19 protein-coding genes are annotated in these 21,289 nt (G+C 55.1%); 12 read left to right on the top strand and 7 right to left on the bottom strand.

Going from position 1 to position 21,289, the window contains the following annotated elements; translation table 11 throughout:
* Positions 1 to 11 precede the first annotated feature (11 nt).
* The 4 genes from ACMHXE_RS18340 to ACMHXE_RS18325 all read right to left on the bottom strand — a co-directional run bounded on the left by ACMHXE_RS18340 (position 12) and on the right by ACMHXE_RS18325 (position 6,107).
* Positions 12 to 578 carry an imm11 family protein gene (locus ACMHXE_RS18340; RefSeq protein WP_101096189.1) on the bottom strand — a complete coding sequence of 189 codons (567 nt, stop codon included), beginning with the start codon at positions 576 to 578 and terminating at the stop codon, positions 12 to 14.
* Between the two features lie 74 nt (positions 579 to 652).
* The gene (locus ACMHXE_RS18335) at positions 653 to 2,326 is read right to left on the bottom strand and encodes a hypothetical protein (RefSeq protein WP_101096188.1); all 1,674 of its coding nucleotides are present in this window, start codon (positions 2,324 to 2,326) and stop codon (positions 653 to 655) included.
* 12 nt (positions 2,327 to 2,338) lie between these two features.
* Entirely contained in the window at positions 2,339 to 4,690 is a 2,352-nt protein-coding gene (locus tag ACMHXE_RS18330) for a PEGA domain-containing protein (protein ID WP_413733007.1), read from the bottom strand.
* Positions 4,691 to 4,700: 10 nt separating this feature from the next.
* Positions 4,701 to 6,107 carry a glycerophosphodiester phosphodiesterase gene (locus ACMHXE_RS18325; protein ID WP_226564979.1) on the bottom strand — a complete coding sequence of 469 codons (1,407 nt, stop codon included), beginning with the start codon at positions 6,105 to 6,107 and terminating at the stop codon, positions 4,701 to 4,703.
* A gap of 356 nt (positions 6,108 to 6,463) precedes the next feature.
* On the opposite strand from ACMHXE_RS18325, the gene ACMHXE_RS18320 reads away from it, so the two are divergent.
* From ACMHXE_RS18320 to ACMHXE_RS18270, 11 genes are all read left to right on the top strand, one after another.
* Positions 6,464 to 7,228 carry a cobalamin-binding protein gene (locus ACMHXE_RS18320; RefSeq protein ID WP_413733033.1) on the top strand — a complete coding sequence of 255 codons (765 nt, stop codon included), beginning with the start codon at positions 6,464 to 6,466 and terminating at the stop codon, positions 7,226 to 7,228.
* A gap of 390 nt (positions 7,229 to 7,618) precedes the next feature.
* On the top strand, positions 7,619 to 8,881 hold the full coding sequence (locus ACMHXE_RS18315) for an efflux RND transporter periplasmic adaptor subunit (RefSeq protein ID WP_025008866.1): 1,263 nt from the start codon (positions 7,619 to 7,621) through the stop codon (positions 8,879 to 8,881).
* 10 nt (positions 8,882 to 8,891) lie between these two features.
* The gene (locus tag ACMHXE_RS18310; protein WP_101096185.1) at positions 8,892 to 9,140 is read left to right on the top strand and encodes a hypothetical protein; all 249 of its coding nucleotides are present in this window, start codon (positions 8,892 to 8,894) and stop codon (positions 9,138 to 9,140) included.
* A gap of 35 nt (positions 9,141 to 9,175) precedes the next feature.
* Positions 9,176 to 9,898: an ABC transporter ATP-binding protein gene (locus ACMHXE_RS18305; RefSeq protein ID WP_101096184.1), complete on the top strand. Its 723-nt coding sequence runs from the start codon at positions 9,176 to 9,178 to the stop codon at positions 9,896 to 9,898.
* Positions 9,899 to 9,909: 11 nt separating this feature from the next.
* Positions 9,910 to 11,220 carry an ABC transporter permease gene (locus ACMHXE_RS18300; protein ID WP_101096183.1) on the top strand — a complete coding sequence of 437 codons (1,311 nt, stop codon included), beginning with the start codon at positions 9,910 to 9,912 and terminating at the stop codon, positions 11,218 to 11,220.
* Positions 11,221 to 11,230: 10 nt separating this feature from the next.
* The gene (locus ACMHXE_RS18295) at positions 11,231 to 12,430 is read left to right on the top strand and encodes an ABC transporter permease (RefSeq protein WP_144131552.1); all 1,200 of its coding nucleotides are present in this window, start codon (positions 11,231 to 11,233) and stop codon (positions 12,428 to 12,430) included.
* A 126-nt stretch (positions 12,431 to 12,556) separates the two neighbouring features.
* Positions 12,557 to 13,987 carry a sigma-54-dependent transcriptional regulator gene (locus ACMHXE_RS18290; protein WP_413733032.1) on the top strand — a complete coding sequence of 477 codons (1,431 nt, stop codon included), beginning with the start codon at positions 12,557 to 12,559 and terminating at the stop codon, positions 13,985 to 13,987.
* Positions 13,984 to 15,318, top strand: coding sequence for a sensor histidine kinase (locus ACMHXE_RS18285; protein WP_101096181.1), 1,335 nt, complete (start codon positions 13,984 to 13,986; stop codon positions 15,316 to 15,318). Before ACMHXE_RS18290 ends, ACMHXE_RS18285 begins: the two co-directional genes overlap by 4 nt.
* Before the next feature lie 164 nt (positions 15,319 to 15,482).
* On the top strand, positions 15,483 to 15,905 hold the full coding sequence (locus ACMHXE_RS18280) for a curli production assembly/transport protein CsgE (RefSeq protein WP_373297561.1): 423 nt from the start codon (positions 15,483 to 15,485) through the stop codon (positions 15,903 to 15,905).
* Positions 15,906 to 15,917: 12 nt separating this feature from the next.
* Positions 15,918 to 16,310, top strand: a complete 393-nt coding sequence (locus ACMHXE_RS18275; RefSeq protein WP_071237368.1) for a curli assembly protein CsgF — start codon at positions 15,918 to 15,920, stop codon at positions 16,308 to 16,310.
* Positions 16,307 to 17,089, top strand: coding sequence for a CsgG/HfaB family protein (locus tag ACMHXE_RS18270; RefSeq protein WP_101057597.1), 783 nt, complete (start codon positions 16,307 to 16,309; stop codon positions 17,087 to 17,089). The genes ACMHXE_RS18275 and ACMHXE_RS18270 overlap by 4 nt, the downstream gene beginning before the upstream one ends.
* A 182-nt stretch (positions 17,090 to 17,271) precedes the next feature.
* On the opposite strand, the gene ACMHXE_RS18265 is transcribed toward ACMHXE_RS18270, so the two are convergent.
* The gene (locus tag ACMHXE_RS18265; protein WP_101057595.1) at positions 17,272 to 17,886 is read right to left on the bottom strand and encodes a TetR/AcrR family transcriptional regulator; all 615 of its coding nucleotides are present in this window, start codon (positions 17,884 to 17,886) and stop codon (positions 17,272 to 17,274) included.
* Positions 17,883 to 19,331 carry a coniferyl aldehyde dehydrogenase gene (locus tag ACMHXE_RS18260; RefSeq protein WP_413733002.1) on the bottom strand — a complete coding sequence of 483 codons (1,449 nt, stop codon included), beginning with the start codon at positions 19,329 to 19,331 and terminating at the stop codon, positions 17,883 to 17,885. Before ACMHXE_RS18260 ends, ACMHXE_RS18265 begins: the two co-directional genes overlap by 4 nt.
* A 199-nt stretch (positions 19,332 to 19,530) precedes the next feature.
* On the opposite strand from ACMHXE_RS18260, the gene ACMHXE_RS18255 reads away from it, so the two are divergent.
* A complete protein-coding gene (locus tag ACMHXE_RS18255) occupies positions 19,531 to 19,914 on the top strand; it encodes an STAS/SEC14 domain-containing protein (RefSeq protein ID WP_101057592.1) in 384 nt (127 codons plus the stop codon).
* Between the two features lie 51 nt (positions 19,915 to 19,965).
* Here the strand turns inward: ACMHXE_RS18255 and ACMHXE_RS18250 are convergent, their stop codons facing one another.
* On the bottom strand, positions 19,966 to 21,207 hold the full coding sequence (locus ACMHXE_RS18250; protein WP_157823000.1) for a lysozyme inhibitor LprI family protein: 1,242 nt from the start codon (positions 21,205 to 21,207) through the stop codon (positions 19,966 to 19,968).
* Between the last annotated feature and the right edge of the window lie 82 nt (positions 21,208 to 21,289).

Here is a 21,289-nt window from a genome sequence, read left to right as displayed (position 1 = left end):
GTTTTAAAGGCTTATATTCTAGGTGCTTCTTCGGATGTATCAAATGAGAAAGCCACAATGCTGGTGTTTATCTTTCCTTCCTCGTCCAGGCGTATGAGGGCTTCAAGTAGTTCAATAGAGAAGAATGTTTTCGTCATTCCTATCGGCTTGAATACATGTCTTTTACTTTCGGGAAGTTTGTTGATTTTTTCAGCCGATAAGAAAAACCGGCTGGTAGCTTTGGTTATTTTGATGCTGTTTTCGGTATCAACGGCATCCACCAAGTTGTCTACTGCCAGTATATAACGATCGGTTAAAACACCTGTGCCGGCGCAGGTTAACTTGGAGGGATAGACTTCGACCCCGTAAGGGTCAAAGCTCATGATTAATTCGGCTATCTCCTTGGTAACATTAAAAGCGCCCCCTCTGATTAAATCCAACGCTTCAATATCGAGGATGTCAGTGTCCTGCCATACAATCTCATTCAGACAACTTGTTGGGATAAAGTCATTGTCATCATAAAGTGACGAGCGAATATCGACCGCACTAAATAGTGAATCCCCTTCATTCATGTCTTCGTTTATATAGGCTACTTGCATTCTCAATTCTCTATATTTTTCTCTGGGGCAAAAAAGCCACCTCGTGAGGTGGCTTGGGGGAGTATAAACCGGCGTTAGCCCATACGTTTAAGCTTTTCCTTCAACTCTGGGATGGCGCGGGTAAAACCGTCGATATGGTCGGTCAGGCGTGACAGCAGTTTACGCTTACGCTCTTGGTTACGCCGCCCGTAGAGCAGGGTCCAAACCAGCAGCACTGCACTGACCATGATAAACACCACCAGGGTCAGGTTGTGTCTAAAGAAGGAGGTGCTGTAGATGGGATCCAGCAGCGGGAAGTAGAGCATATCGAACAGCGGATACCAGATATAATCCGGACCCCAGAAGTTGAAGACCAAGGCGGCAATCGCCAACAAGATCCAAGTGCCTGCGCCGTTGAGCTTGCCGTATTGCTGGAAAGATGTGTTGTTATAGCGTTTGTTCTTGGTCAGGTTGTAGGCGTACTCACGGTTATAGTCATCAACGCCCATTTTGGCTCTTGAGCTGGCGTAAACCATCCAGTCGCCCACATCCAGATCCCCCAGCAGATCTTCGCCGAAGCGCATCTCCCGCACTTCGCCATCGGCCAGTTGTAGCAAGACTTCGCCATCAACGTTGGAGCTGCGGCTGCGATGGCTGCTGGTTTCAGTGTCTGTGGTGCTGTGGGAGAATCTGTTACCCACATAATGGTCTGTGGTGGTGGTTTTTGTGGTGGTGACCGTGAAGTCATCGACACTGGCGCTGGCACTTCTGTCGAGCACTTTGCCCATGATGCAGGAAACGCTGACTTCACCCTTTTCATCGCTGGCCAAGACATGTTTGTGCAGATAGGGCTCACGGTAACTCAGGCTGTATTGCTGCATCATGGCCTCTTCCTCATCGCGGACACTGAGGCTGTTGGCGGCCGTTGCCGGTGCTTGCTGCTGCGAGCTGCCGCATTGAACACAGTAGCCGTGCTCGCCGTCGATGCGACTCTGGCATTTGAAGCAGAAAATATCCGAGTCTTTTCTCGGCCGCTGGGCGATATGGTAGCCCAGCGCTTCTTGGGTGACAGACAACAGGCGTTTCATCGCCAGTTGCAGCGCCTCGTAGCGGCGCAGTTCCCTGGTGTGCTTCTTCTGGTTGCGTTGACGTTCCAGAATGAAACACACCACAGACAGGACCACGGCCACCCCGATAGCGATTTCTGTGGGTTGCTTGGCACCAAAGTACAGCAACAAGGCGCTGGCAATCCCCAGCAGCAGCCACCAGAAGGCGCTGGATTGGCTACCCGGCTCATAGTCGGGCACTATGGTGGAGCGTTGACCGTCGGCTTCATGACTGATAGCGGCCGGAGCCATATGGTTATGGCTGACCAGGCGTTTGGCGTCTTTACCTTCGATGCGGTAATTCAGGGTGTAATCTGTCGGATAAAACAAGGTCAGCACATCGCCGCGGCGAAGCTGGTCGTAGAACTTGTTCTCGGCATTGACACTGACCCGCTCTATGTTGCCGTCCTTGTCTTCGAGCTCAAGCCACCAGTAGCTGTAGGTGAGGTTATTGCCACTGTCTACCCGGCGCCGCTTGTAGAGGAAACTGGAGTTGACCCGGCCGGTGAACGTCCTGGCGCCGGAATAGTGGGGTTTAAGATCTTTTAGGATCTCAGGGGCGACATCCTCAATGTTCTTCAGTTTGGGCTGCTCAGGCAGGGACTCTCCGCAGTGACCGCAGAAGTTTTCCTTGGCATAAATGGGTTGATTGCAATGGTGCATTCAGTTTCCTTGTCAATTGGGTAAAAGACGGATTGTCAGTGTTTGTTCGCCGCCATTCAGGCTGTGCCATTTGCGGTAGGTCTGATAACCGGGGGCGCTTACCTGCACATCGTAGTTGCCCGGTTTAAGCCGGATCCCAGGGTGATACTTGGGGCCGATGTTCATGATCCTGATATTTGCGTTGTTCACATTGGTTTCGACCTTGAGGCGTGTCTCGGTCGGTGCCAGCTCGCTGGCCTTGAGTGGCGCTGGAGTGCTCTTGTGCAGCAAGTCTATTTTGGCCAGTGAATGCGCCAGCGGCGAGAAGGCCTGATAGATACCCGTGTGTTGCTCAAAGCTCAGCCCCAAAGGATGCAGTAGCGGCTGGGCGTGCAGTGTCCAGCGCAGGGCGTAGGCAAAGCCGATATTGCCGGACTGTTCCACCTTGGTGAGGAAGTAGTTCACCGGGCTGGTATCATCCTGGGTGTAGCGGTTTTGCACCAAAAGCACCGGCAAGGTCAGCAGCAACAGGGGCGGCAACAGCTTGGCGGTCAATGCCAGCCAGCGGCGTTTGCCGGACTTGGCACTTTCATTGGCATTCTCATTTATGCCGGTACTGTCTTCGCTGCCATTTGCTTGACTCGCGCCGGGGCGGAACAGCTGCAGCGTCTTCAGCGGCAGTTTGATAAAGGTCATACAGATCAAAAACAGGCTGAGTGACATGGAGATGGGCGGAATAATCACAGATCGCAGTGCCTGCTTGCCTTGCTCGGCATAGCGGCCGCCATCGGCAAATTCACGTTCCGACTCGGCCAACATCTGCAGGTAACTCTGGGTACGCTTCTGGATGTTGGGATCCAGCACATGGCGTTTGAAGTTGGCCTGGTTCCAGTCGGCGCGGACGTTAGGCACATAGAGATCGCCCATGCGTGCGGCTATCTTGCTTTGGATCTGCGGATGCAACTGAAAGGCGTTCCAACTTAAGTTGATAGGCAAGTCCAAACCGCGTTTACGCATCTCGCTTTGCCAGCGGGCATCGGCTTCGGCCTTAACCGTTTTGGCCACGCTTTGGCTAAACAGCGGACGATTGTTGATATGCCAGCTGTTCGGCAGTTTCAGCCCCTTGGCCTTGAGGGCCCGGCGCAGTTTCACCTGAGTCACAGGATGCACCCTGAAGTCGGCCAGTGACCCTATGTTGAACGGATAGCCGGTTTCCTTTTCAAACATCGCCTGGAACTTGGGATGGGCCAAGAACAGGCGCTGGTAATGATCCGGATCGTCTGTGTACTTATAGCGTTTATCCTTAAGACCGCCATCGCCACCTGTAGCCAGGCTCAGCGCCTGCATGGCGGTGCCGACACCGGCTGTCATCACCCCGAACAGGGCGCTGGACAGCAGGTTTTCGCCTGTGCTGATATCTTCGACTATCAACCAGTAGTTGGGATCTATGTAGCCGAGCCCCGCCTTGGAGATCATTGTCTTGTAGCGGGCGTTTTCCCGCTCTATACATTGATAGCGACGTTCTTTCTGGGACGACTTTTTGTAGCGTTCCTGGCAGCGGTTGGTGTCTTCATGGTAGGAGAAGATCTTGGGGCCGTATTCCTGGGCCCTGGCACCGGCCTTGGCCACATGGGCCTTTTGCGCCTGTTGATACTTGCCCCATCCCTGATTGACCTCCTGCTCTATGTTTTGCCAGTAACCCATCTCCCGCTCCGGGATCCCCGCCAGGGTCTGGTTGTATCGGTTGGAGCCTTCGGCATAACTGCGATAGCTGGCCGACAGCTCATCATAGAGTTGACCAAAGTCGTGATAGTGCTGGTCAAAGTCGCGATAGGCCCGCTTTTGCACGAAGTTGTGAATGATCTTCTGCTTGTAATCATCCAGGTTGTCGGTGAGGTTGTGGTCGGCATAGGCCAGGCCGCCGAACAGGGCCAGAAAGGTCAGGTTTTCAGAGCTGTGCAGCTCTTTGGGGTCGTAGTTGAGACCTTCGACTTCGACCGCGTTAACCGCCAGGGCATCACGCAGCGCCGCGCTGTAGGCCGCGTATTGACGCTGCTCCGGGGTAGAGGGTTCAATCAACCATTGCTCTATCAGGTATTTCTGGCCGAAAAACACGCTGGGCCAGACGCACAAGGTGAGCAGCAACAGGGTCAGGCTGCCTCTCAGGCCGGTTTTGAACAGCCGCGCCGGCAAGAGATCGGCCAGCAGCAGGGTCACACCTATCCCGGAAATGGTGCGGCCGTAAATCTCCAGGTGTTCGAGTTGCTCGGGCTTGGGTGTGCCCAAGCCCACCAAAGAAACCAGTTGGGCGTTGAAGATGGCCTCTGGGATCAGATAGGCGGCGCTCAGCAGCAGGAAAAATACCCGCCAGGACAGTTTTTTCATCCTTGGTTCCTCACTGCTGCTCGCTGCGGCGCAGCTCTATTTTCACTGCGTCATCTGCGGTGAGGTCTACTTGGGTCTGGTTTTCTCTGGGGCCGGCCTGGGTTTTCATGATCACAGGAACAAAGCCGCCGCCAGACTCGGACGCCTTGCCTTTATTGGCCACAGCGCCTGTCTTGAAGGACTTCAGTTTGCCATCCACCGCCGGATACAGGCCGTTGGGCCAGTAGGTTTCCAGCAAAGAGAGCTTGGAGAGATCCAGATCCTTGGGCAGCGTGGCCAGCTTGCGGGTCAGCTCAGTGCTGCCTTGATAAGGCAGCATGGGCGGCAGGGCGAAGCGGCTGCAAAAACCATAGAGACTGTCGTCGATAATCACAGAGTCGGGTAGTTGACTGCGCTTGAGCCCCAGCAGGCTCTGTTCGTGGTAATCATGACCATTTATGGTATAGCTGGCCACAGGAATGCCGCGGTTATGGGCCAATGACTTGAAGCCTTGGGCGTTTCGCCGATAGTGGCGTATGTCCAGGGCGATACCGAAGTTGGACTTGAGCGCCTTTTTCAGCTTATTGAGTCCGGCCGAGGAGTCATAACGCTTTTCCCGGTAGCGGCGGTTGGCGTAACCCTGAATATCCTCCAGCATGGATTGATTACGCAAAAAGATGGGATCTTGACCTGCGCCGCGTTTCATATCGGCCGCCAGTTTGTTCATCGAGGCCTTGGCCGGGCTCTGGATAAAGGACAGGAAAACAGCGTCGTTTATCTTCCTCATTTTTTTGAGGTTTTCCAGCTCCAGACTGCTGTAGAAGTAGCGCCCCTGGCCTATGATACTGAAGGCCAGATAGTCGAGCATCTCCAGATCCCGGCTGCCGGCGCGACTCTTGATCTCAATATTCAGCTTCTGTCCGCTATGGGCATAGCGGCTGAACACCTGCGCCAGTTGGCGAAAGTTGGGCGGTACTGTATCTGTGAGGGCGCCGGTTTGCATGTCCCGTTGGCGCAGATAGCCCCACTCTTTCTCATAGCGAATCGACTCTATCTTGCGGCGCTTATTGTCTATGGTGCCGGTTTCGCGTCCGGTGCGGCCATCGTGATGAATGACCCAGACATCATCCCGGGTCAGGCGCACGTCGATTTCAATCACATCAAACTGGTTATCCAGGGCATCTATGACGGCTTCCAGCGAGTTTTCCGGAAAACGTATCGAGCCTCTGTGGGCCTGGAGCTCCAGGTTGCTGCACTGCCTGGCACCCAGATAATTGATGTTATCCAGTGCTGACAGAGTAAAGCCTCGGGCGTTGAAGGCTTGTTCCAGCGCCAGTTTTTGCGGATCCACGGGTTGAGGTTCGGGGGCGGATGGGGTGCTTTTACAGCCGCCAAGCAGGCCGAAACAGCAAAATATCAGGACAAAAAAGAGGCGCACTTGTATTCCTTGGTGCTCTGTAACTATATATAAAAACAGGGTATTAAAATTAATTATTTACTCTCGGTCAACCTGTGATGCCAATGTTTAACAAGTTTTACTTGCGCCGTCTCAAAACTGAACATTGGCTGACTTTTTATTGGTCAAATGGTGTGCTTTTTGCGGTCGCAGAACCTGGGGCGCGCGTTTTACTCACAACTTGCTTGAGGTATGCTTGAAGCAATTTTGTGAATAACCAAGGAAACCAGGTGAACCGACTGATACTCTGCCTGCTTTGCAGTTTGGCTCTGAGCCCTGTCGCCCAGGCCAAGTCGCCCGACAAAGCGGTCAATAAAAGCGTTAGCGCCAGGCCGGCCATGCGTATAGTGGCGCTCTCTCCCCATGCGGTGGAGATGCTGTTTGCCATTGGCGCGGGGGAGCAGATAGTAGCCACCACAGACTATGCCGATTTCCCCGAGGCCGCCAAGGCCATTCCCCGCATAGGCGGCTACTACGGCATACAGATAGAAAGAGTGATAGAGCTGAATCCGGATCTGGTGGTGGTCTGGGATACGGGCAACCGCAGCGAAGATATCGAACAGTTGACCAAGCTTGGGTATCGCATTTACGGCAGTGACCCCAAGACCCTGGAAGGCATTGCCGAAGAGCTGGAACAGCTAGGGCGCCTCACCGGCCACAGACAGCGGGCCGGGGAAGTGGCTGCCGACTACCGGCAACAATTGGCAACTTTGCGCCGGGACAATGCCGCCAAGCCGGAGATCAAGGTGTTCTATCAACTCTGGTCCGAGCCTTTGATGACAGTGGCCCAGGACAGCTGGATCCAGCAGTTGTTGGAAGTCTGCCATGGCAACAATGTCTTCAAGGACAGCAGTTCACCCTATCCTCAGGTAAGTATGGAAAATGTGCTTCTCAGTCAACCCGAGGTGATCATCAAGACGGATGAAAAGGGCGATGGCAAGCGGTTGGACTGGAGCCAATGGCAGGAGATCCCTGCAGTGAAAATGGAACAAATCTACACACTTAACGCCGATCTCCTGCACCGGGCTACCCCAAGGGCGCTGGAAGGTGTTGAGGCCATCTGCAAGGTGCTCGACAAGGCCCGCGAAGGGCAGCGGCTATGACAATCATCATCCCGGCTTCGGCGCCAGTCTGGTCATCCTGCTGCAGGCGTTTTAAGCCCGGCCTCTATTTATTCATCTGTTATTAAATCCCAAGGAAGGTGCGAATAAGTCCTCGCGCCACTCTATTTTGTAGAGAGTGGCTTACACAGCAATTGGCATTCAAGGCATCTGACTGAAGGCATGCCGGGGCCTGTCGAAGTCGGATTTCCCCAAGTGTCCGCCTGGCGGACACTTTTGCAGAAAGCGGACAGTATCCGCTTGTCCGCGGACACAAATAAAATCTCCACTGCTTTCCAACCAATTGATAACTATGACTATCTAAACTTGGCACAAGCTTTGTAAACCTAGTTGCAACAAGATGGTCACAAGCTCAATTGAGGAACAAACGGGATGATTAAGGATACCAGCGGACAAGACAAGCAAGTGGCGCCGAGTTTAGCGCGTCGCCTCAAGTGGCCAGCTACCCTGGGCGCGGCAGTATTGTTGCTGTCGGGCCTGGTGTGGGCCAGTGTCAGTGGCAGCGGTGTCAGTGAATCCATAGATCGCAGTGAGCTGCGCTTCGCCACTCTGGAGCGCGGCACTCTGACCAGGGATATCGCCACTACAGGCAAAATAGTCGCCGCCAACGCGCCAATCCTCTACAGCCCTGAAGGCGGCACTGTGACTCTGATAGCCAATCCGGGGGACAGGGTCGAGCAGGGCCAGGTGGTCGCGACCATAGAAAGCCACAGCCTGACCAACAGCCTCAAGCAGCAGCAGGCCCTGCTCGATGGGATGAAAAGTGCCCTGGAGCGGGCCAAGTTGGACGCCCGACGTAATCAACTCAAGGCGAATCAGACACTGGATATGGCCAAGGTGGATCTGGAGGCAGCAGACAGGGAGAGCCGCCGCGGCGATCAACTGATCGAAACCAGCCTGATCTCCAAGATAGATTACGAGAAGAGCAAGGATGAGCTGCACAAGGCCAAGCTGCAGTATGCCCATGCCCAGCAGGAAGCCGCACTGATGAAAGACACCCTGACCTTTGAGCTGCAAAACAAGGCGGCCGAGGTCAATCGTCAGGCATTGGTGGTAGCCGAGTTGGAACGTCAGGTGGCAGCACTGAACATCACAGCCCCTGTTGGCGGCATTATAGGTAACTGGCTGACGGAACAAAAAGCCCGTATCGCCCAGAGCCAGCCGATCCTGACCGTAGTGGACTTGAGTGCCTTCGAGGCCGAGTTGGCTGTGCCGGAAACCTACGCCGATGAACTGGGGCTGGGGATGGATGTGGAACTCAACTTCGGCGGCGTGATGGTGATGGGCAAGTTGGCCTCCATCTCCCCCGAAGTACGTAACCGCGAAGTCTCTACCCGGGTCCGGTTCCAGCAGGATACCGCTTTGCACCTGAGGCAAAATCAGCGCCTGTCGGCCAGAGTCTTGTTGGAAAACCGTGCCGATGTGCTGATGGTCAAGCGCGGCGCCTTCGTGAACAGTGGCGGTGGCCGCCTGGTGTACCGTCTCCAGGGGGATATAGCCGAGCGCACCGAGATCAAACTCGGCGCCCGCAGCATGAGCCATATCGAGGTGCTGGAAGGCGGCGAGGTGGGAGACCAATGGGTGATTTCCAATATCGATCTGTTCAATGACGCCGAGCAAGTGCTGGTTCGCTGAGGAGAGAAGAATGAAAACCGAAAACTTCAACACCGAACGTCTGGTGGCGGCCCTGGCTCTGCTGCTGTTGCTGGTGGCGACTCTGATCTATACCCGAGATACCTCGGACTGGTTTCTGCTGGGACTCAATCTTATCGAAGCCACCACAGTCAACTCTGTGTCGGCCGAGCCGGGGCAAGTTGCCGATTTCAGCCATGCCGCGATGGCGCCGGGCCAGTGGTTTGGGCAATGTCTGTCTGCCCTGACGAAACTAAAATAACCCACCGAATAACGCAAAAATAAGGAACTAAAACCATGTTAACCATGAAAAATATCAACAAGGTGTTCAAAACGGATTTAGTGGAAACCCATGCGTTACGGGATTTCAATCTGTCGGTGAAAGAGGGGGAGTTTGTTGCCGTGACCGGACCGTCGGGCTCGGGTAAAACCACCTTTCTCAATATCGCCGGTCTGCTCGAAGGCTTTACCCATGGCGAGTATTTTCTTGATGATGTCAATATCTCCAACCTGAATGACAACAAGGCTGCGGCCATTCGCAATGAGAAAATTGGCTTTATCTTTCAGGGTTTTAACCTTATCCCCGACTTGAATCTGGCAGAGAATGTTGAAGTACCACTGCGTTATCGCGGCTTTGGCGCCAAGGAGCGCCAGAAGCGGGTGAAGCAGGCGCTGGAGCAGGTGGGCCTGGGGGCGAGGATGAAGCATCTGCCCTCACAACTCTCGGGTGGTCAGCAGCAGCGGGTGGCCATCGCCCGCGCCTTGGCCGGGGAGCCGAGATTCCTGCTCGCCGACGAACCTACGGGTAACTTGGACAGCCTGATGGCCCGCCAGGTGATGGAACTGCTGGAGGAGATCAACAAGGCCGGCACGACCATCATTATGGTAACCCATGACCCGGAGCTGGCCCGCCGCGCCCAGCGCAATATCCAGATAGTGGATGGCCAGGTGTGTGACTTCAGCCGTTATCAAACCGAACAGGCGCCGCAGCTGGATGTGGCCGAACAAGTGGCCAGCTAAGGAGCGCGAGCATGTTTATTTACTATGTTGACCTGGCCTGGCGCAGCATCAAAAAGACGCCGATATTGTCGCTGTTGATGGTGTTGGCCATCTCTGTGGGGATAGGGATCACCATCACCACGCTGAACGTGTACAGCATGATGTCCTTCAATCCGGCCGGGGATCGCGCCGAGCAACTCAACACAGTGCAGCTGTGGAGCCAGGGACCCGATTCCTGGGATGAGTTTAACTCGCTGATCACTTTTCAGGATGCCATGAATCTGCGTAAGGGGGAGCTCCCCAAATCGCAGGCCGCCATGTTCCGCAGTGGTATGGCGGTGCAAACGGATGCCCCTGAAGTTCTGCCCATGTTGCAGGGCGTCAGGGTGACAGACCGCGGCTTCTTCTCGCTGTTCGAAGTGCCTTTTCTCTATGGCAATGTTTGGGACAAATCAGTGGACGAGCAAGCGGCCTATCAAGTGGTTATCGGCAGAAAGCTGAACCAGAAGCTGTTTGGCGGCGAGAACAGCGTCGGCAAGACGGTCTATCTCAACCGCAAACCCTTTCAGGTGGTGGGCGTGATAGCTGACTGGAACCCTCAGCCCAAGTATTACGATCCTACCAGCGGCGCCTTTGCCAGTGCCGAGCAGGTGTATATTCCGTTTTCGCTGGCCGCCCATGAAGAGTTTCCGGTTTGGGGAAATGTCTCAGGTTGGAAGTATGAGCGTCTGGACAACTATCAGGACCGACTGGTTTCAGAGAAAGTCTGGCTCGAGTACTGGGTCGATCTGCCAAGCGCAGAAGACAGAGCCGCCTATAAGAACTTCCTCGCTCAGTATGTCGAGCAGCAAAAAGAACTGGGGCGCTTTACCGATGGCAAGTCTCCCTCTGAGTCGGCGCAGCTGTCCGATGTAGACGCCTGGCTGGAGAAAAATCACGTAGTGCCCGAGGACAATAAGATTCTGGTGGGGCTGAGCATACTGTTTCTCAGTGTTTGCCTGGTCAATATTCTGGGGTTGATGCTGACCAAGTTCCTTAAGCGAGCTCCCGAGGTTGGCGTGCGCCGCGCCATTGGGGCCAGCCGCGGGCAGATCTTCTCTCAATACATGGTCGAGGTGGGCGTGATTGGGCTGTTGGGTGGTTTTCTCGGCCTCGCCTGGGCCTGGGGAGCACTCTATAGCCTGTCGGCGCGCTTCGGGGTTGCCGAAGGGCTGACGCACCTGTCTTTGAGTATGTGGTTTATCACCCCCGGGATAGCGGTAGGTACCGCCATGTTGGCGGGTCTTTATCCGGCTTGGGTTGTGTGCCGCACTAAACCAAGCGTTTACCTCAAGAGCCAGTAAGGGATTGACTATGCTAAATATTAAACCGGTTTTCAGCAGCCTGATGCGCAGCAAGAGCGGCCCGATACTACTGCTGATGCAGATCATCTTATCGGTGGCCATAGTCGCCAATGCCAGCTTTATTATCCATGAACGTTTGACCATGATGCAGCGTGATTCCGGGATTGCCGAGCAGGAGATCTTGGCCTTTACCGTCTACAACTTCGACCCCAATATAGATACCAAGCTGCAGAACAAGGTCGACCAGCAGATCCTCCGCCGCCTGCCCAATGTCGTCACGGCGACGTCCACCAATATGTTGCCGCTCAGTGGCAGTGGCTGGTCCACCACGCTGAATCTGGGGCCGGATCCGGAAACGTCCAAGACGACGCCTCAGCTTGCCATGTACCTGGGGACAGAGCACACCCTGGAAACCTTGGGGGTCAAGTTGGTGGATGGGCGTAACTTCTACGCCAACGAGATTAATGATGATGTTAACGGCAGCAATAAGCTGGTGATCATCAGCAAGGCGCTGGCCGATGAGGTTTGGCCCAGCGAGTCCGCCGTGGGTAAGACCCTCTGGGCCGACAGGGACGAGAATGTCACAGTGATAGGTGTGGTCGACAAACTGCAGGGTGCCTGGGTGGACAGCAAAGATCTCGAGTACAGCCTGATCCAGAACGTCGATTACACTGGGCATTTCTACATGGTGCGGGCGCCGAGCGAGCATCACAAGGCGTTGAAAGAGCAGATCCTCGAGGCCTTGATGAAGGAAAACCCCAATCGGGTGATCGATGATTTCCAATCCATCCAGGAAGTAAAGCAAAGCTCCTATCGTGACCACGAGCTCATGGTCAGCGTACTGTCCATGATGGTGATTTTGCTGCTGCTGATCACCAGTTTGGGTCTGACCGGTATGGTGATGTTCAACATTCAGCGCCGCACCAAACAGATTGGCACCCGGCGGGCCTTGGGGGCCACCAAGGCCGATATCCTGAGTCTGTTTCTGACGGAAAACTACCTTATCTGTATCGCCGGAGGGCTGTTGGGGGCTTGTCTTGCCGTGGTGTTGGGGCAACAACTGATGCAGCACTATGACCTGCCACAGCTCGACCTCATCTATCCGCTGCTGACAGTGGTGGGCATGTTGCTGGTGACGACAGTGGCTGTGGTATTGCCTGCCCGCAGGGCGGCGAATATCTCACCGGCAATGGCGACCCGCAGCGTCTGAACCGCCTGCCGCCCATTCGAGTCGACGGCATGGCTCATGCAGTTTGGCTCGCGTTGGCGGCAGCTTTAGGTTAGTTTTACTCATAATTTTTACAATAGATATAACAGGATGTAACAAGCAGGCATGATGGATACTGTACTCGTTGTCGATGACAATCAGGCCGTATGTCAGGCGTTGTCGCTGATGTTGGAAATTGCTGGTTACCGGCCGCTCAGTTGTCAGAGCCCTCAGGAGGCGCTGTACTTTATTGAGCAAGAAGAGGTCAGCCTGGTGATCCAGGACATGAATTTCAGCCGCGACACCACCTCGGGGGAGGAAGGGCGGGAGCTGTTTCACGCCTTGCGCAGTCGCCAGCCGCAACTGCCAATCATCTTGCTCACTGCCTGGACCGAGCTGGAAATGGCAGTGGAATTGATGAAGGCCGGGGCCGCCGATTATCTGGCCAAGCCCTGGGATGACAACAAGTTGCTCAACAGTGTCGCCAACCTGATTTCCCTCTACAAGCTGCAACAGGATAACCAGCAGTTGCAGCAGCGTGAGCAGCAACGGCAGGCGGCATTCGACGGCGCCGATCTCTGTGGTTTGGTATTTGCCAGCGCTGCCATGGAGCGCTGTGTTGATCTGGCGTTGCAACTGGCACGCTCGGATGTCTCAGTGCTGATCACCGGCCCCAATGGCGCAGGCAAGGATAAACTGGCGGACATACTGCACGCCAATTCGCCGCTGAAACACAAGCCGCTTATCAAGGTCAATGTCGGCGCCTTGCCGATGGAGTTGATGGAAGCCGAGCTGTTTGGCGCCGAGGCCGGTGCATTTACCGGCGCCACCAAGGCCCGTATCGGCCGTTTCGAAGCGGCCGATGGCGGTACCCTGTTTCTGGATGAGATAGGCAACCTGCCGCTGTCCGGGCAGATAAAACTGCTGCGGGTATTGCAGACGGGCGAGTTTGAACGCCTGGGCAGCCACCAGACCCGTAAGGTCAAGGTCAGGCTGCTGAGTGCCACCAACGCCGATCTGCGCCAGGACATTATCGAAGGCCGTTTTCGCGAGGATCTTTTCTATCGCCTCAATGTGGTGGAACTGGCATTGCCACCATTGGCGCAGCGCAAAGACGACATCTTGCCGCTGGTGGAACACTTTTGTGCCGCCGCGGCCGCGGCCTTGAACAAGAGCTCGGCGCTGAGCAAGAGCCTTACGTTGGACAAGAGTGCCAAAGAGGCACTGCTGGCCCACGACTGGCCCGGCAATGTACGCGAGCTGGAGAACGCCTGTAAACGCGCGGTTTTGCTGAGTCGCGGCGAGTCCTTGAGCTGCAGTGATTTCGGTTTGGCAGCGGCAACCGCCTCGAAAACTATCTTGGATTCAAGTGTCGGCCAAGCTCCACAGAGCCATGGCCAACCAGCCGGGGCAGAGGAGCCGGGTAAGGCGGAAATAGAAGCGGCGCTGGCTGAGCACGGCGGCGTTATCGCCAGGGTTGCCAAGTCATTTGGCATCAGCCGTCAGGCGCTCTATCGGCGGATGGAGAAGTTTGGTATCGACGGCAAGAGGCAGGCATGACAGGAGGACTCAGTCTAAGACACAGGCTGCTGCTGGGCATGCTGCTGAGCACCTTGCTGGGTTTGCTGCTCGGGTGGCTTTGTCTGTTGTGGTTGGGACCTGAATGGTTATGGCTGGCGGTGGTGGCAGGATTGCTGGCAGCGCTGGGCATAGGGCTTAGGTTGACCCGAACCCTGGGTGACAGCCTGGCGGGGCTGGAAATCGGCATGCTTAACCTGATTGATCGAGATTTTAGTGTCTCGTTGCCGGACAGCGGCATCAATGAGCTGGATAGACTGGCTCAACTGTTCAACGAGGCGTCGGCCCGGCTCAGGCAGGAGCGGCAGCATATTTACCAGCGGGAATTGCTGCTGGATAAGGTCATTCAAAACTCGCCCAATATCATGCTGCTGTGCGATAGCGTGGGTCATATCATTTATGCCAACGACGCCGCCAAACATCTGTTCAATGCCAGGAAAGGCCTGGAAGGAAGCAGCCTCTCTGAGCTCAAAGCCAAGGTGAGCGAAGAGATGCGTCAAATGCTGGAGAGTGAGCGCGATGGCCTGTTCAATCTCGGCTTGCCGGAAGGCGAAAACCAGAGCTGGCACCTGAGTCGCGGCCAGTTCAACCTCAATGGTCAGCAGCATCAGTTGCTGCTGCTCAAGCAGATGACCCGTGAGCTCAACCGCCAGGAGGTGGCGGTGTGGAAAAAGGTGATCCGGGTAATCAGTCATGAACTCAATAACTCGCTGGCGCCTATTGCCTCCATGGTCAACTCGGGTCGGCGCTTGACCACGGAGAACCGCGATCCCAAGCTGAGCCTGATCTTCGATACCATAGAAAATCGCACCAATCATCTGGGGCAATTTATCGAGGGTTATGCCCGTTTTGCCAAACTGCCCAGCCCCAGGCAACAAGTTATTCCATGGGCCCGCTTGCTGCCTGAGTTGGCTGAGCATTACGCCTTTGTCTGCCACGAGACCCCTACGCTGACTTTGCTGGCCGATGAGGTGCAGCTGGAGCAGGTGTTGCTGAATCTGCTCAAAAACGCCCATGAGTCCGGCTCGGCGCCTGAGGAGATTGAGCTACAGATAGCCGGCCGCTCCGGTTGGCGCAGCGATGCTGCCGACCCGGTTGCCGGCGTCAGTATCTGCGTGATGGATCGCGGCAGTGGCATGTCAGCGGAGGTGTTGTCGCAGGCGCTGTTACCCTTCTATTCCACCAAGCCTCAGGGCAGTGGCCTGGGACTGGCGCTTTGCCGGGAGATTGCCGAGGCTCACGACGGTCGTCTCAGCCTGCAAAACCGTCAGGATGGTGGCTTGCTGGTTCAGCTATGGTTACCGCAACAGTGAGTCATACTTTCGGGTGATTTTCAACGGTTCTCGACTCAGCCGAAATAGCTATTTTTCAGGTAAATATGTCGCTGGCGGGTGACTCGGTTCCGGCGCTGCTGTTAATGTAATGCTCTTGTTAAAGGAATGGCCTTTTCAGGCAACAAAGGGAATTTTCGGGGACAATGCCGCACTCTGTCTTGTTATCCATGCGCTGTATCTTGTGCTTACTGATGCTGACACTTCCGTCTGCTCCGGCGTTGGCCGCAGCCGAGGCGGATGACATAGAGATCAGTGGCTTGGTCATAGACAGAACCCTGACCCGCTTTGGCAAGGATTTTGGTTTTTACTACTCGGGGTATTGGCGGGATCTGCCCTTTACCCAGGGATTCAATGTCACCCTTTACGAAACGGTTTTCCCTCAGGCCGGCACCTTGCTGACACTGGAGGTTAACGGTACCCGTATTTACCAAACCCATTTTGGCCGCAGAGCCAGTCCCATCAAGGAGCGGGCCGAACAGGCGATTCTCTTGACCATAGATTATATCGCCTCGGTCAGAGCCCAATCCATGACAGGGGAATTGGGATCCCATTGGGATGGAATTTAGGAAGCAAGCACAATGACACTCAGGATGTTAATCGCAGCCGGCGCCTTGCTGGCTTTTTCGGGGCAGACCACCGAACTGGTCTATACCCCAATCAACCCCAGTTTTGGCGGTAACCCTCTCAACGGTTCGTTTCTGCTGAGCAAGGCCCAGGCCCAAAATGACAATCAGGTCGCCGGCAATGAAAAGGATTTTGTTACCCGCTTCAAGGAGTCGCTGGAGCGTAACATTATCAACTCCATCACCCGCGGTGTGGCCGACGGTGATATCACAGACGGCGTTTATGATACTGGGGACTACCGGGTCGAAGTTGCCTCCACCGGCAGCGGTGTGATGTTGACTATTACCAACCTGCTTTCCGGCGAAGTTACTGTGATAGAGATGCCTATCTATGGAGGTAATCCATGAGGTGGCTGGCACTGGTTTCACTGTTACTACTGGGGGGCTGCAGCCTGGTTCCCAAGCCTGATTTGAATATCAATGAGGCCCAGGTAAATCCCTTGAGTGAAACCATGAAGGCGCTGCAGTCGCGTCCCGGGCCGCGTTTTCCTATCCCGGTTGCGGTTTACTCTTTCCGGGATCAGACCGGGCAATATAAGCCCCAGGCCAATGTCAGTTCCTTCTCGACCGCAGTGACCCAGGGGGCTACTTCCATGTTGGTGCAGACTCTGCTGGACTCCAGGTGGTTTACCCCTGTGGAGCGGGAAGGGCTGCAGAACCTGCTGACCGAGCGCAAGATCTCAGGTAAGCAGCAGGGGCGCAATAATGAAGTGCCGACCCTGACCAATGCCAGGCTGCTTCTGGAAGGCGGGATCATCAGCTATGAAACCAACGTGGAAACCGGCGGCAGCGGCGTGGAATACTACGGTATAGGCGCCTCTGAGCTGTACCGGGAAGATCAGGTGACCATTTATCTCAGGGCGGTTGATGTACACACAGGTAAAGTGCTGATGTCGGTCAATACCACCAAGCGGGTGTTCTCTCAGGAGATGCGTGCCGGCCTGTTCCGTTACACCAGTTTGAACCGCCTGGCCGAGGCCGAAGTGGGCTTTACCACCAATGAGCCGGTACAGTTTTGTGTGTTGCAGGCGATAGAACTGGCGGTCTCCGAGCTTATCGATAAGGGGAGCCGCATGGGTTACTGGAGCGCCGAGGCTTCGGGCGACAACAGCCTGAGTCAGGGATAAACAGCTTGAGCGAGAGAGCAACAGCTTGAGCGATAGGTAAACCGCAGTTTGTTGATTTTTAAAAAGAAGGGCCCGCAATTGCGGGCCCTTTGTTTGACTAATTCAAGGGCGTTCATTTCAGCTGGTTCATTTCATAAGGCCGATTTCAGGAGGCTGGTTTCCGGGGTTTTGACTCTGAAGGGCTAGGCTGCCACACCGCGCCAGAACAGGCGAAAGCTGGCGTCTCTGGCCTCTCTGGTAGCATTCTGAGGCTGGTTGCAGAAGAATCGCGCCGCCGCCAGGAACTGGCTGTGGCACGTTTCCAGCAACAGCTCTCTGGGTAAGTCTGCCAATACCCCTTGGTTGATGCCCTGCTCCAACAGTTCAGCGATAAAGCCGAGAATGCCATGCATTGCCTGCTGCCTGACCGCTTTACTAACACTGGGTGACATGGCGTATTGCACAAAGAAACTCAGCTTCAGAGGCTGCGCCAGTGCCCAATCCAGCCCGGCCTGCCACAGCATTTCTGCCCGCAGCGGCAATTCAGTGATACTTGCCGGCGCCTTTGGCAAGCTTGCTGAAATGGCGTCGGCAAACTCTGTCTTGATAGCCAGAAATAGCTGGTCCATCAGGATTTCTTTACTGGCAAAGTGATGGAACAGGGTGCCCGTGGCGACGCCGGCATGGCGGGCTATGCTGGCGGTCGAGGTGGCATAGAAACCTTGCTCGACAAACAGTTGCAATGCGCTGCCCAGGATCTGCTGCTTCTTGTCCTGTTTGCCGCTTATTGCCCGGGTTGCTTCTCTGCTGCGCTTCATCTGAGAAACACCTTCAACAGTAGCTTCTGGATCCCCTTGCCGTAGGGTGGATGCACCAGTTTGCCGGTATTGAGTCGCCCCCGGGACAGCACAGTGCGGGCGTGGCTGAAGGTGCGAAACCCTTCCTGGCCGTGGTAGTGACCCATGCCGGACGGGCCTATGCCACCGAAGGGGGCATCGTCGGCGGCCACATGAAACACGGTTTCATTGATACAGACGCCGCCAGAGTAGGTTTGGGACAATACCTTTTGCTGCACTTCTTTATCGAAACTCATCAGATACAGGGCCAAAGGTCTGGGGCGCGCCTTGATATAGTCGAGCGCCTGCCCCAGCTCTTGATAACTGACCAAGGGCAGCAAAGGGCCGAAGATCTCTTCCTGCATCAGTTTCATATCGTCGCTGACCTTGGTCAGCAGCAAGGTGGGCCATTTGCGCTGTTCGGCGCTGGGCAATTTGCGGAGTGGTTGCTCGCGGTCGGCTGCAAATACCTGTGCCCCTTTGGCGGTGGCATCTTCCAGGAGGGCGACCAGCCTGGCGGCCTGACGTTCGTTGACTATCTGGCCATAGTCCGGGGTGTTGGCAAAGTCGGGGTAGAACTGCTGGAAGCGGTGCCGATAGGCGCTAATAAACTCGGCCTCTTTGCCACTGGGGCAGAGAATATAGTCGGGGGCGACACAAATTTGCCCGGCGTTGAGGCACTTGCCATAGATGAGGCGCTCTACCGCTGTCTCCATGGGCATGTCCCGGGCGATTAACACAGGGGACTTGCCTCCCAGCTCAAGAGTCACAGGGGTGAGATTATCGGCCGCCGCGCGCATTACATGGCGCCCTACCTGAGTCGAGCCGGTAAACAGCAGATGATCGAAGGGCAGGGCGGAGAAACTGGCGGCTATTTCGGCTTCCCCTTCAATCACACAGACCTCGGAGCCATCGAAGACTTCGGCCAGCAGGGAGCGCAGGGCGGCATTGGTGTGGGGAGTATATTCAGACAGCTTCAACATGGCGCGGTTACCGGCGGCAATCACAGTGGCCAGCGGACTCAAGGACAACATGATAGGGAAGTTCCACGGCACTATGATGCCCACCACGCCTTTGGGCTGGTACTCCACCCTGACGCTGGCCGGGGCCAGCAATAATCCGGCATGGCGGCGACTGGGTTTCATCCAGCCTTTGAGATGCCTGAGGCTGTAGTTGATCTGGGTAACGACCGGCAGTATGTCGGAGATCAGGCTATCGTCGGTCGACCTGTGGCCATAGTCGCGACTGAGTGCATCTGTGAGGGCCTGTTGGTGTTTCAGCAAGGCTTGTTTTAATGCCTTGAGCTTGGCCTTGCGCTCGCCAAGGCTTGGCATGGGGGCGGCACTGAAAGCCTGGCGCTGCACGGTGAATTTTTGCAGCAGTTGCTGATTCTCCACTGTGAGCGGCTCTGGGTTAACAAGCGACATATTGCCTCCTTTGGCAGCCATTAGGCTGTCTTTAAAATAACCGACTGATTAGTCGGTCTGATGTTAGTTCAGTCTGCGCCTATTGGCAATAACCCGGCTATATTTGATATGGATCACAGAATGCGTCACGGCCGCCAACTAGACTGAAATCGAATAGATGGGGCCTTGTTTTTGAAATCGTTGACATAAGGAATTGATGATGAGCTTGAACATGCATGGTATTTCAATCGGAATTGAGCGTTATGGTGATGACGATTTCTTTGTCACCATGAAAGCCGTGGGAAAACTGACCCATGAAGACTATGAATATATGGTGCCTATGCTGGAGTCGGCGATATCCGGTGTGAAGGATCCGGATATTTACGCTTTGCTGGATGTTACCGAGATGGATGGTTGGGAAGCCAGAGCCATGTGGGACGATCTCAAGTTGGGGATCAAACATGGACGCCATTTCGAGAAGATTGCCATTATAGGCAATACCAGTTTGCAGGAATGGATGACCAAGATGGCCGACTGGTTTACGCCAGGGGACATGAAGTTCTTTGTTGACCGCCTCGATGCCATCGACTGGCTGAAAGACTAGACTGCCTTGCCATGAAATGCCCGCCGCCTGTGAGGAGGCGCGGGCATTTTTTTATTGCCATTCCAACAGGCTTTTGAGCTGCTCGCTACGCTCTTGAGTCAAGAGTGCCTGCCATTCCTGCTCACTGGTGGAGCCTTCAAGTGCGGCAAATAGGCGCGCATTGCTGTCGCGGTATTTAAGCCACAACCTCTGCACCGCGCGAAGGTCTTCTTGGGTCACTTCAAACATATAAAGTTCGGGGTCATCCGCCGGGCGCAGTTTTTTCATCAAGGCGCGGTAAACCTGGTTGAGCTCTTTGTCGGCGCCGGCAAAGTCAGGGAAAGTGCTCACCAGTTGCTCTTCGTTACTGAGCATTTCCAAACGTGCCAGATAGTTTTGTCTCTGCTCGCTCTGGGAGCCGATAATAAAGGCGCTGCGACCACTGCCGCCGTGGCCTTCCTCCCTTGAGGTTTTCGCTTGCAACCACAGCTCGAACGCACTGTTGGCCGCCTCAAGCAATTTAAGCGGCGCTAGCCCCAGGCGTTGTTTGATACTTTGGTTGATCCGCTCTAGTTTGGCGAGGCGTTGTTGCTCCTGTCGCTGCTCTTCCCGTGAGGCACAAAAGCCCATTCCCATGCTGGTAATCGCGCTGCAGAGATCAAATTCAGTGGTCTGTTTGGCATTTGAGGCGATTTTGAGCCTGTCTTTGACGGCGATATCCAGCTCGGCCGGTACCTCGGCGCCATAGCAGATGAGCTGCAGCACCTGGCGATCATAATTGTTGCCATCTTGCAGTTTGGAGAGATTCTCGGCCTGTTGCCACAAACGATAGCTATAGCCTTCCGCTAAGGGCGCGCTCAGGGCATTGAGCCGATTGAAGTCGGGCTTGCCGGCATAGATGCAGGCATCCAGTGTGGTTTGATAGTCGAAGCTAAAGTCCGGATGGTGACTTCTATACTGTTTTAACACCTCGGCCAGCCTGCGCGGGTCGGCACTGTTTGCTGAGCCGCCGCGGGTCAACAGACGCTCTGTCAGGTAATAGAAGGCCTTGGGGTGACCGGCCCTTGCCGCCTGGCTTAAATGGGCTATATCTTCGGCCAAAGGTAAGGAATAACTGTAGCTCAGCATGAAGTGGGCTTCGCTGCTGCCAAGGGCCGCGGCTTGTTCAAAGAGCGGTTTGGCCTGCTGGCTTTGTCCGGCTTGTTGCAGCGCCTTGGCTTCTTCTACCAGACTGGCAGCATTCTCGGCGTAAGCTGGGGTAAAAAAAATCGACAACAGGCTTACGGTAGCGGTTAAATGGAGTAAAGTATTCATAGGGTGTTTAAAAGTTTTGCAATATAACTTGTTGATATTATTCGGCAGGTATCTCATTAGTCGATGCCCGTCGTGTCAAGGA

Source organism: Shewanella sp. BJSY2023SW007 (genome assembly GCF_047314525.1).
GTDB lineage: Bacteria > Pseudomonadota > Gammaproteobacteria > Enterobacterales > Shewanellaceae > Shewanella > Shewanella chilikensis.
This window is presented reverse-complemented; position numbering and strand designations above follow the sequence as displayed.

Bases quoted from the DNA above. Each gene is read 5' to 3' on its own strand.
- ACMHXE_RS18255 (WP_101057592.1), top strand. From the start codon at position 19,531: ATGAGCTTGAACATGCATGGTATTTCAATCGGAATTGAGCGTTATGGT.
- ACMHXE_RS18250 (WP_157823000.1), bottom strand. From the start codon at position 21,207: ATGAATACTTTACTCCATTTAACCGCTACCGTAAGCCTGTTGTCGATT.
- ACMHXE_RS18310 (WP_101096185.1), top strand. From the start codon at position 8,892: ATGAAAACCGAAAACTTCAACACCGAACGTCTGGTGGCGGCCCTGGCT.
- ACMHXE_RS18270 (WP_101057597.1), top strand. From the start codon at position 16,307: ATGAGGTGGCTGGCACTGGTTTCACTGTTACTACTGGGGGGCTGCAGC.
- ACMHXE_RS18330 (WP_413733007.1), bottom strand. From the start codon at position 4,690: ATGAAAAAACTGTCCTGGCGGGTATTTTTCCTGCTGCTGAGCGCCGCC.
- ACMHXE_RS18260 (WP_413733002.1), bottom strand. From the start codon at position 19,331: ATGTCGCTTGTTAACCCAGAGCCGCTCACAGTGGAGAATCAGCAACTG.
- ACMHXE_RS18290 (WP_413733032.1), top strand. From the start codon at position 12,557: ATGGATACTGTACTCGTTGTCGATGACAATCAGGCCGTATGTCAGGCG.
- ACMHXE_RS18305 (WP_101096184.1), top strand. From the start codon at position 9,176: ATGTTAACCATGAAAAATATCAACAAGGTGTTCAAAACGGATTTAGTG.
- ACMHXE_RS18280 (WP_373297561.1), top strand. From the start codon at position 15,483: ATGCCGCACTCTGTCTTGTTATCCATGCGCTGTATCTTGTGCTTACTG.
- ACMHXE_RS18265 (WP_101057595.1), bottom strand. From the start codon at position 17,886: ATGAAGCGCAGCAGAGAAGCAACCCGGGCAATAAGCGGCAAACAGGAC.
- ACMHXE_RS18315 (WP_025008866.1), top strand. From the start codon at position 7,619: ATGATTAAGGATACCAGCGGACAAGACAAGCAAGTGGCGCCGAGTTTA.
- ACMHXE_RS18285 (WP_101096181.1), top strand. From the start codon at position 13,984: ATGACAGGAGGACTCAGTCTAAGACACAGGCTGCTGCTGGGCATGCTG.
- ACMHXE_RS18320 (WP_413733033.1), top strand. From the start codon at position 6,464: ATGCGTATAGTGGCGCTCTCTCCCCATGCGGTGGAGATGCTGTTTGCC.
- ACMHXE_RS18275 (WP_071237368.1), top strand. From the start codon at position 15,918: ATGACACTCAGGATGTTAATCGCAGCCGGCGCCTTGCTGGCTTTTTCG.
- ACMHXE_RS18340 (WP_101096189.1), bottom strand. From the start codon at position 578: ATGCAAGTAGCCTATATAAACGAAGACATGAATGAAGGGGATTCACTA.
- ACMHXE_RS18295 (WP_144131552.1), top strand. From the start codon at position 11,231: ATGCTAAATATTAAACCGGTTTTCAGCAGCCTGATGCGCAGCAAGAGC.
- ACMHXE_RS18335 (WP_101096188.1), bottom strand. From the start codon at position 2,326: ATGCACCATTGCAATCAACCCATTTATGCCAAGGAAAACTTCTGCGGT.
- ACMHXE_RS18300 (WP_101096183.1), top strand. From the start codon at position 9,910: ATGTTTATTTACTATGTTGACCTGGCCTGGCGCAGCATCAAAAAGACG.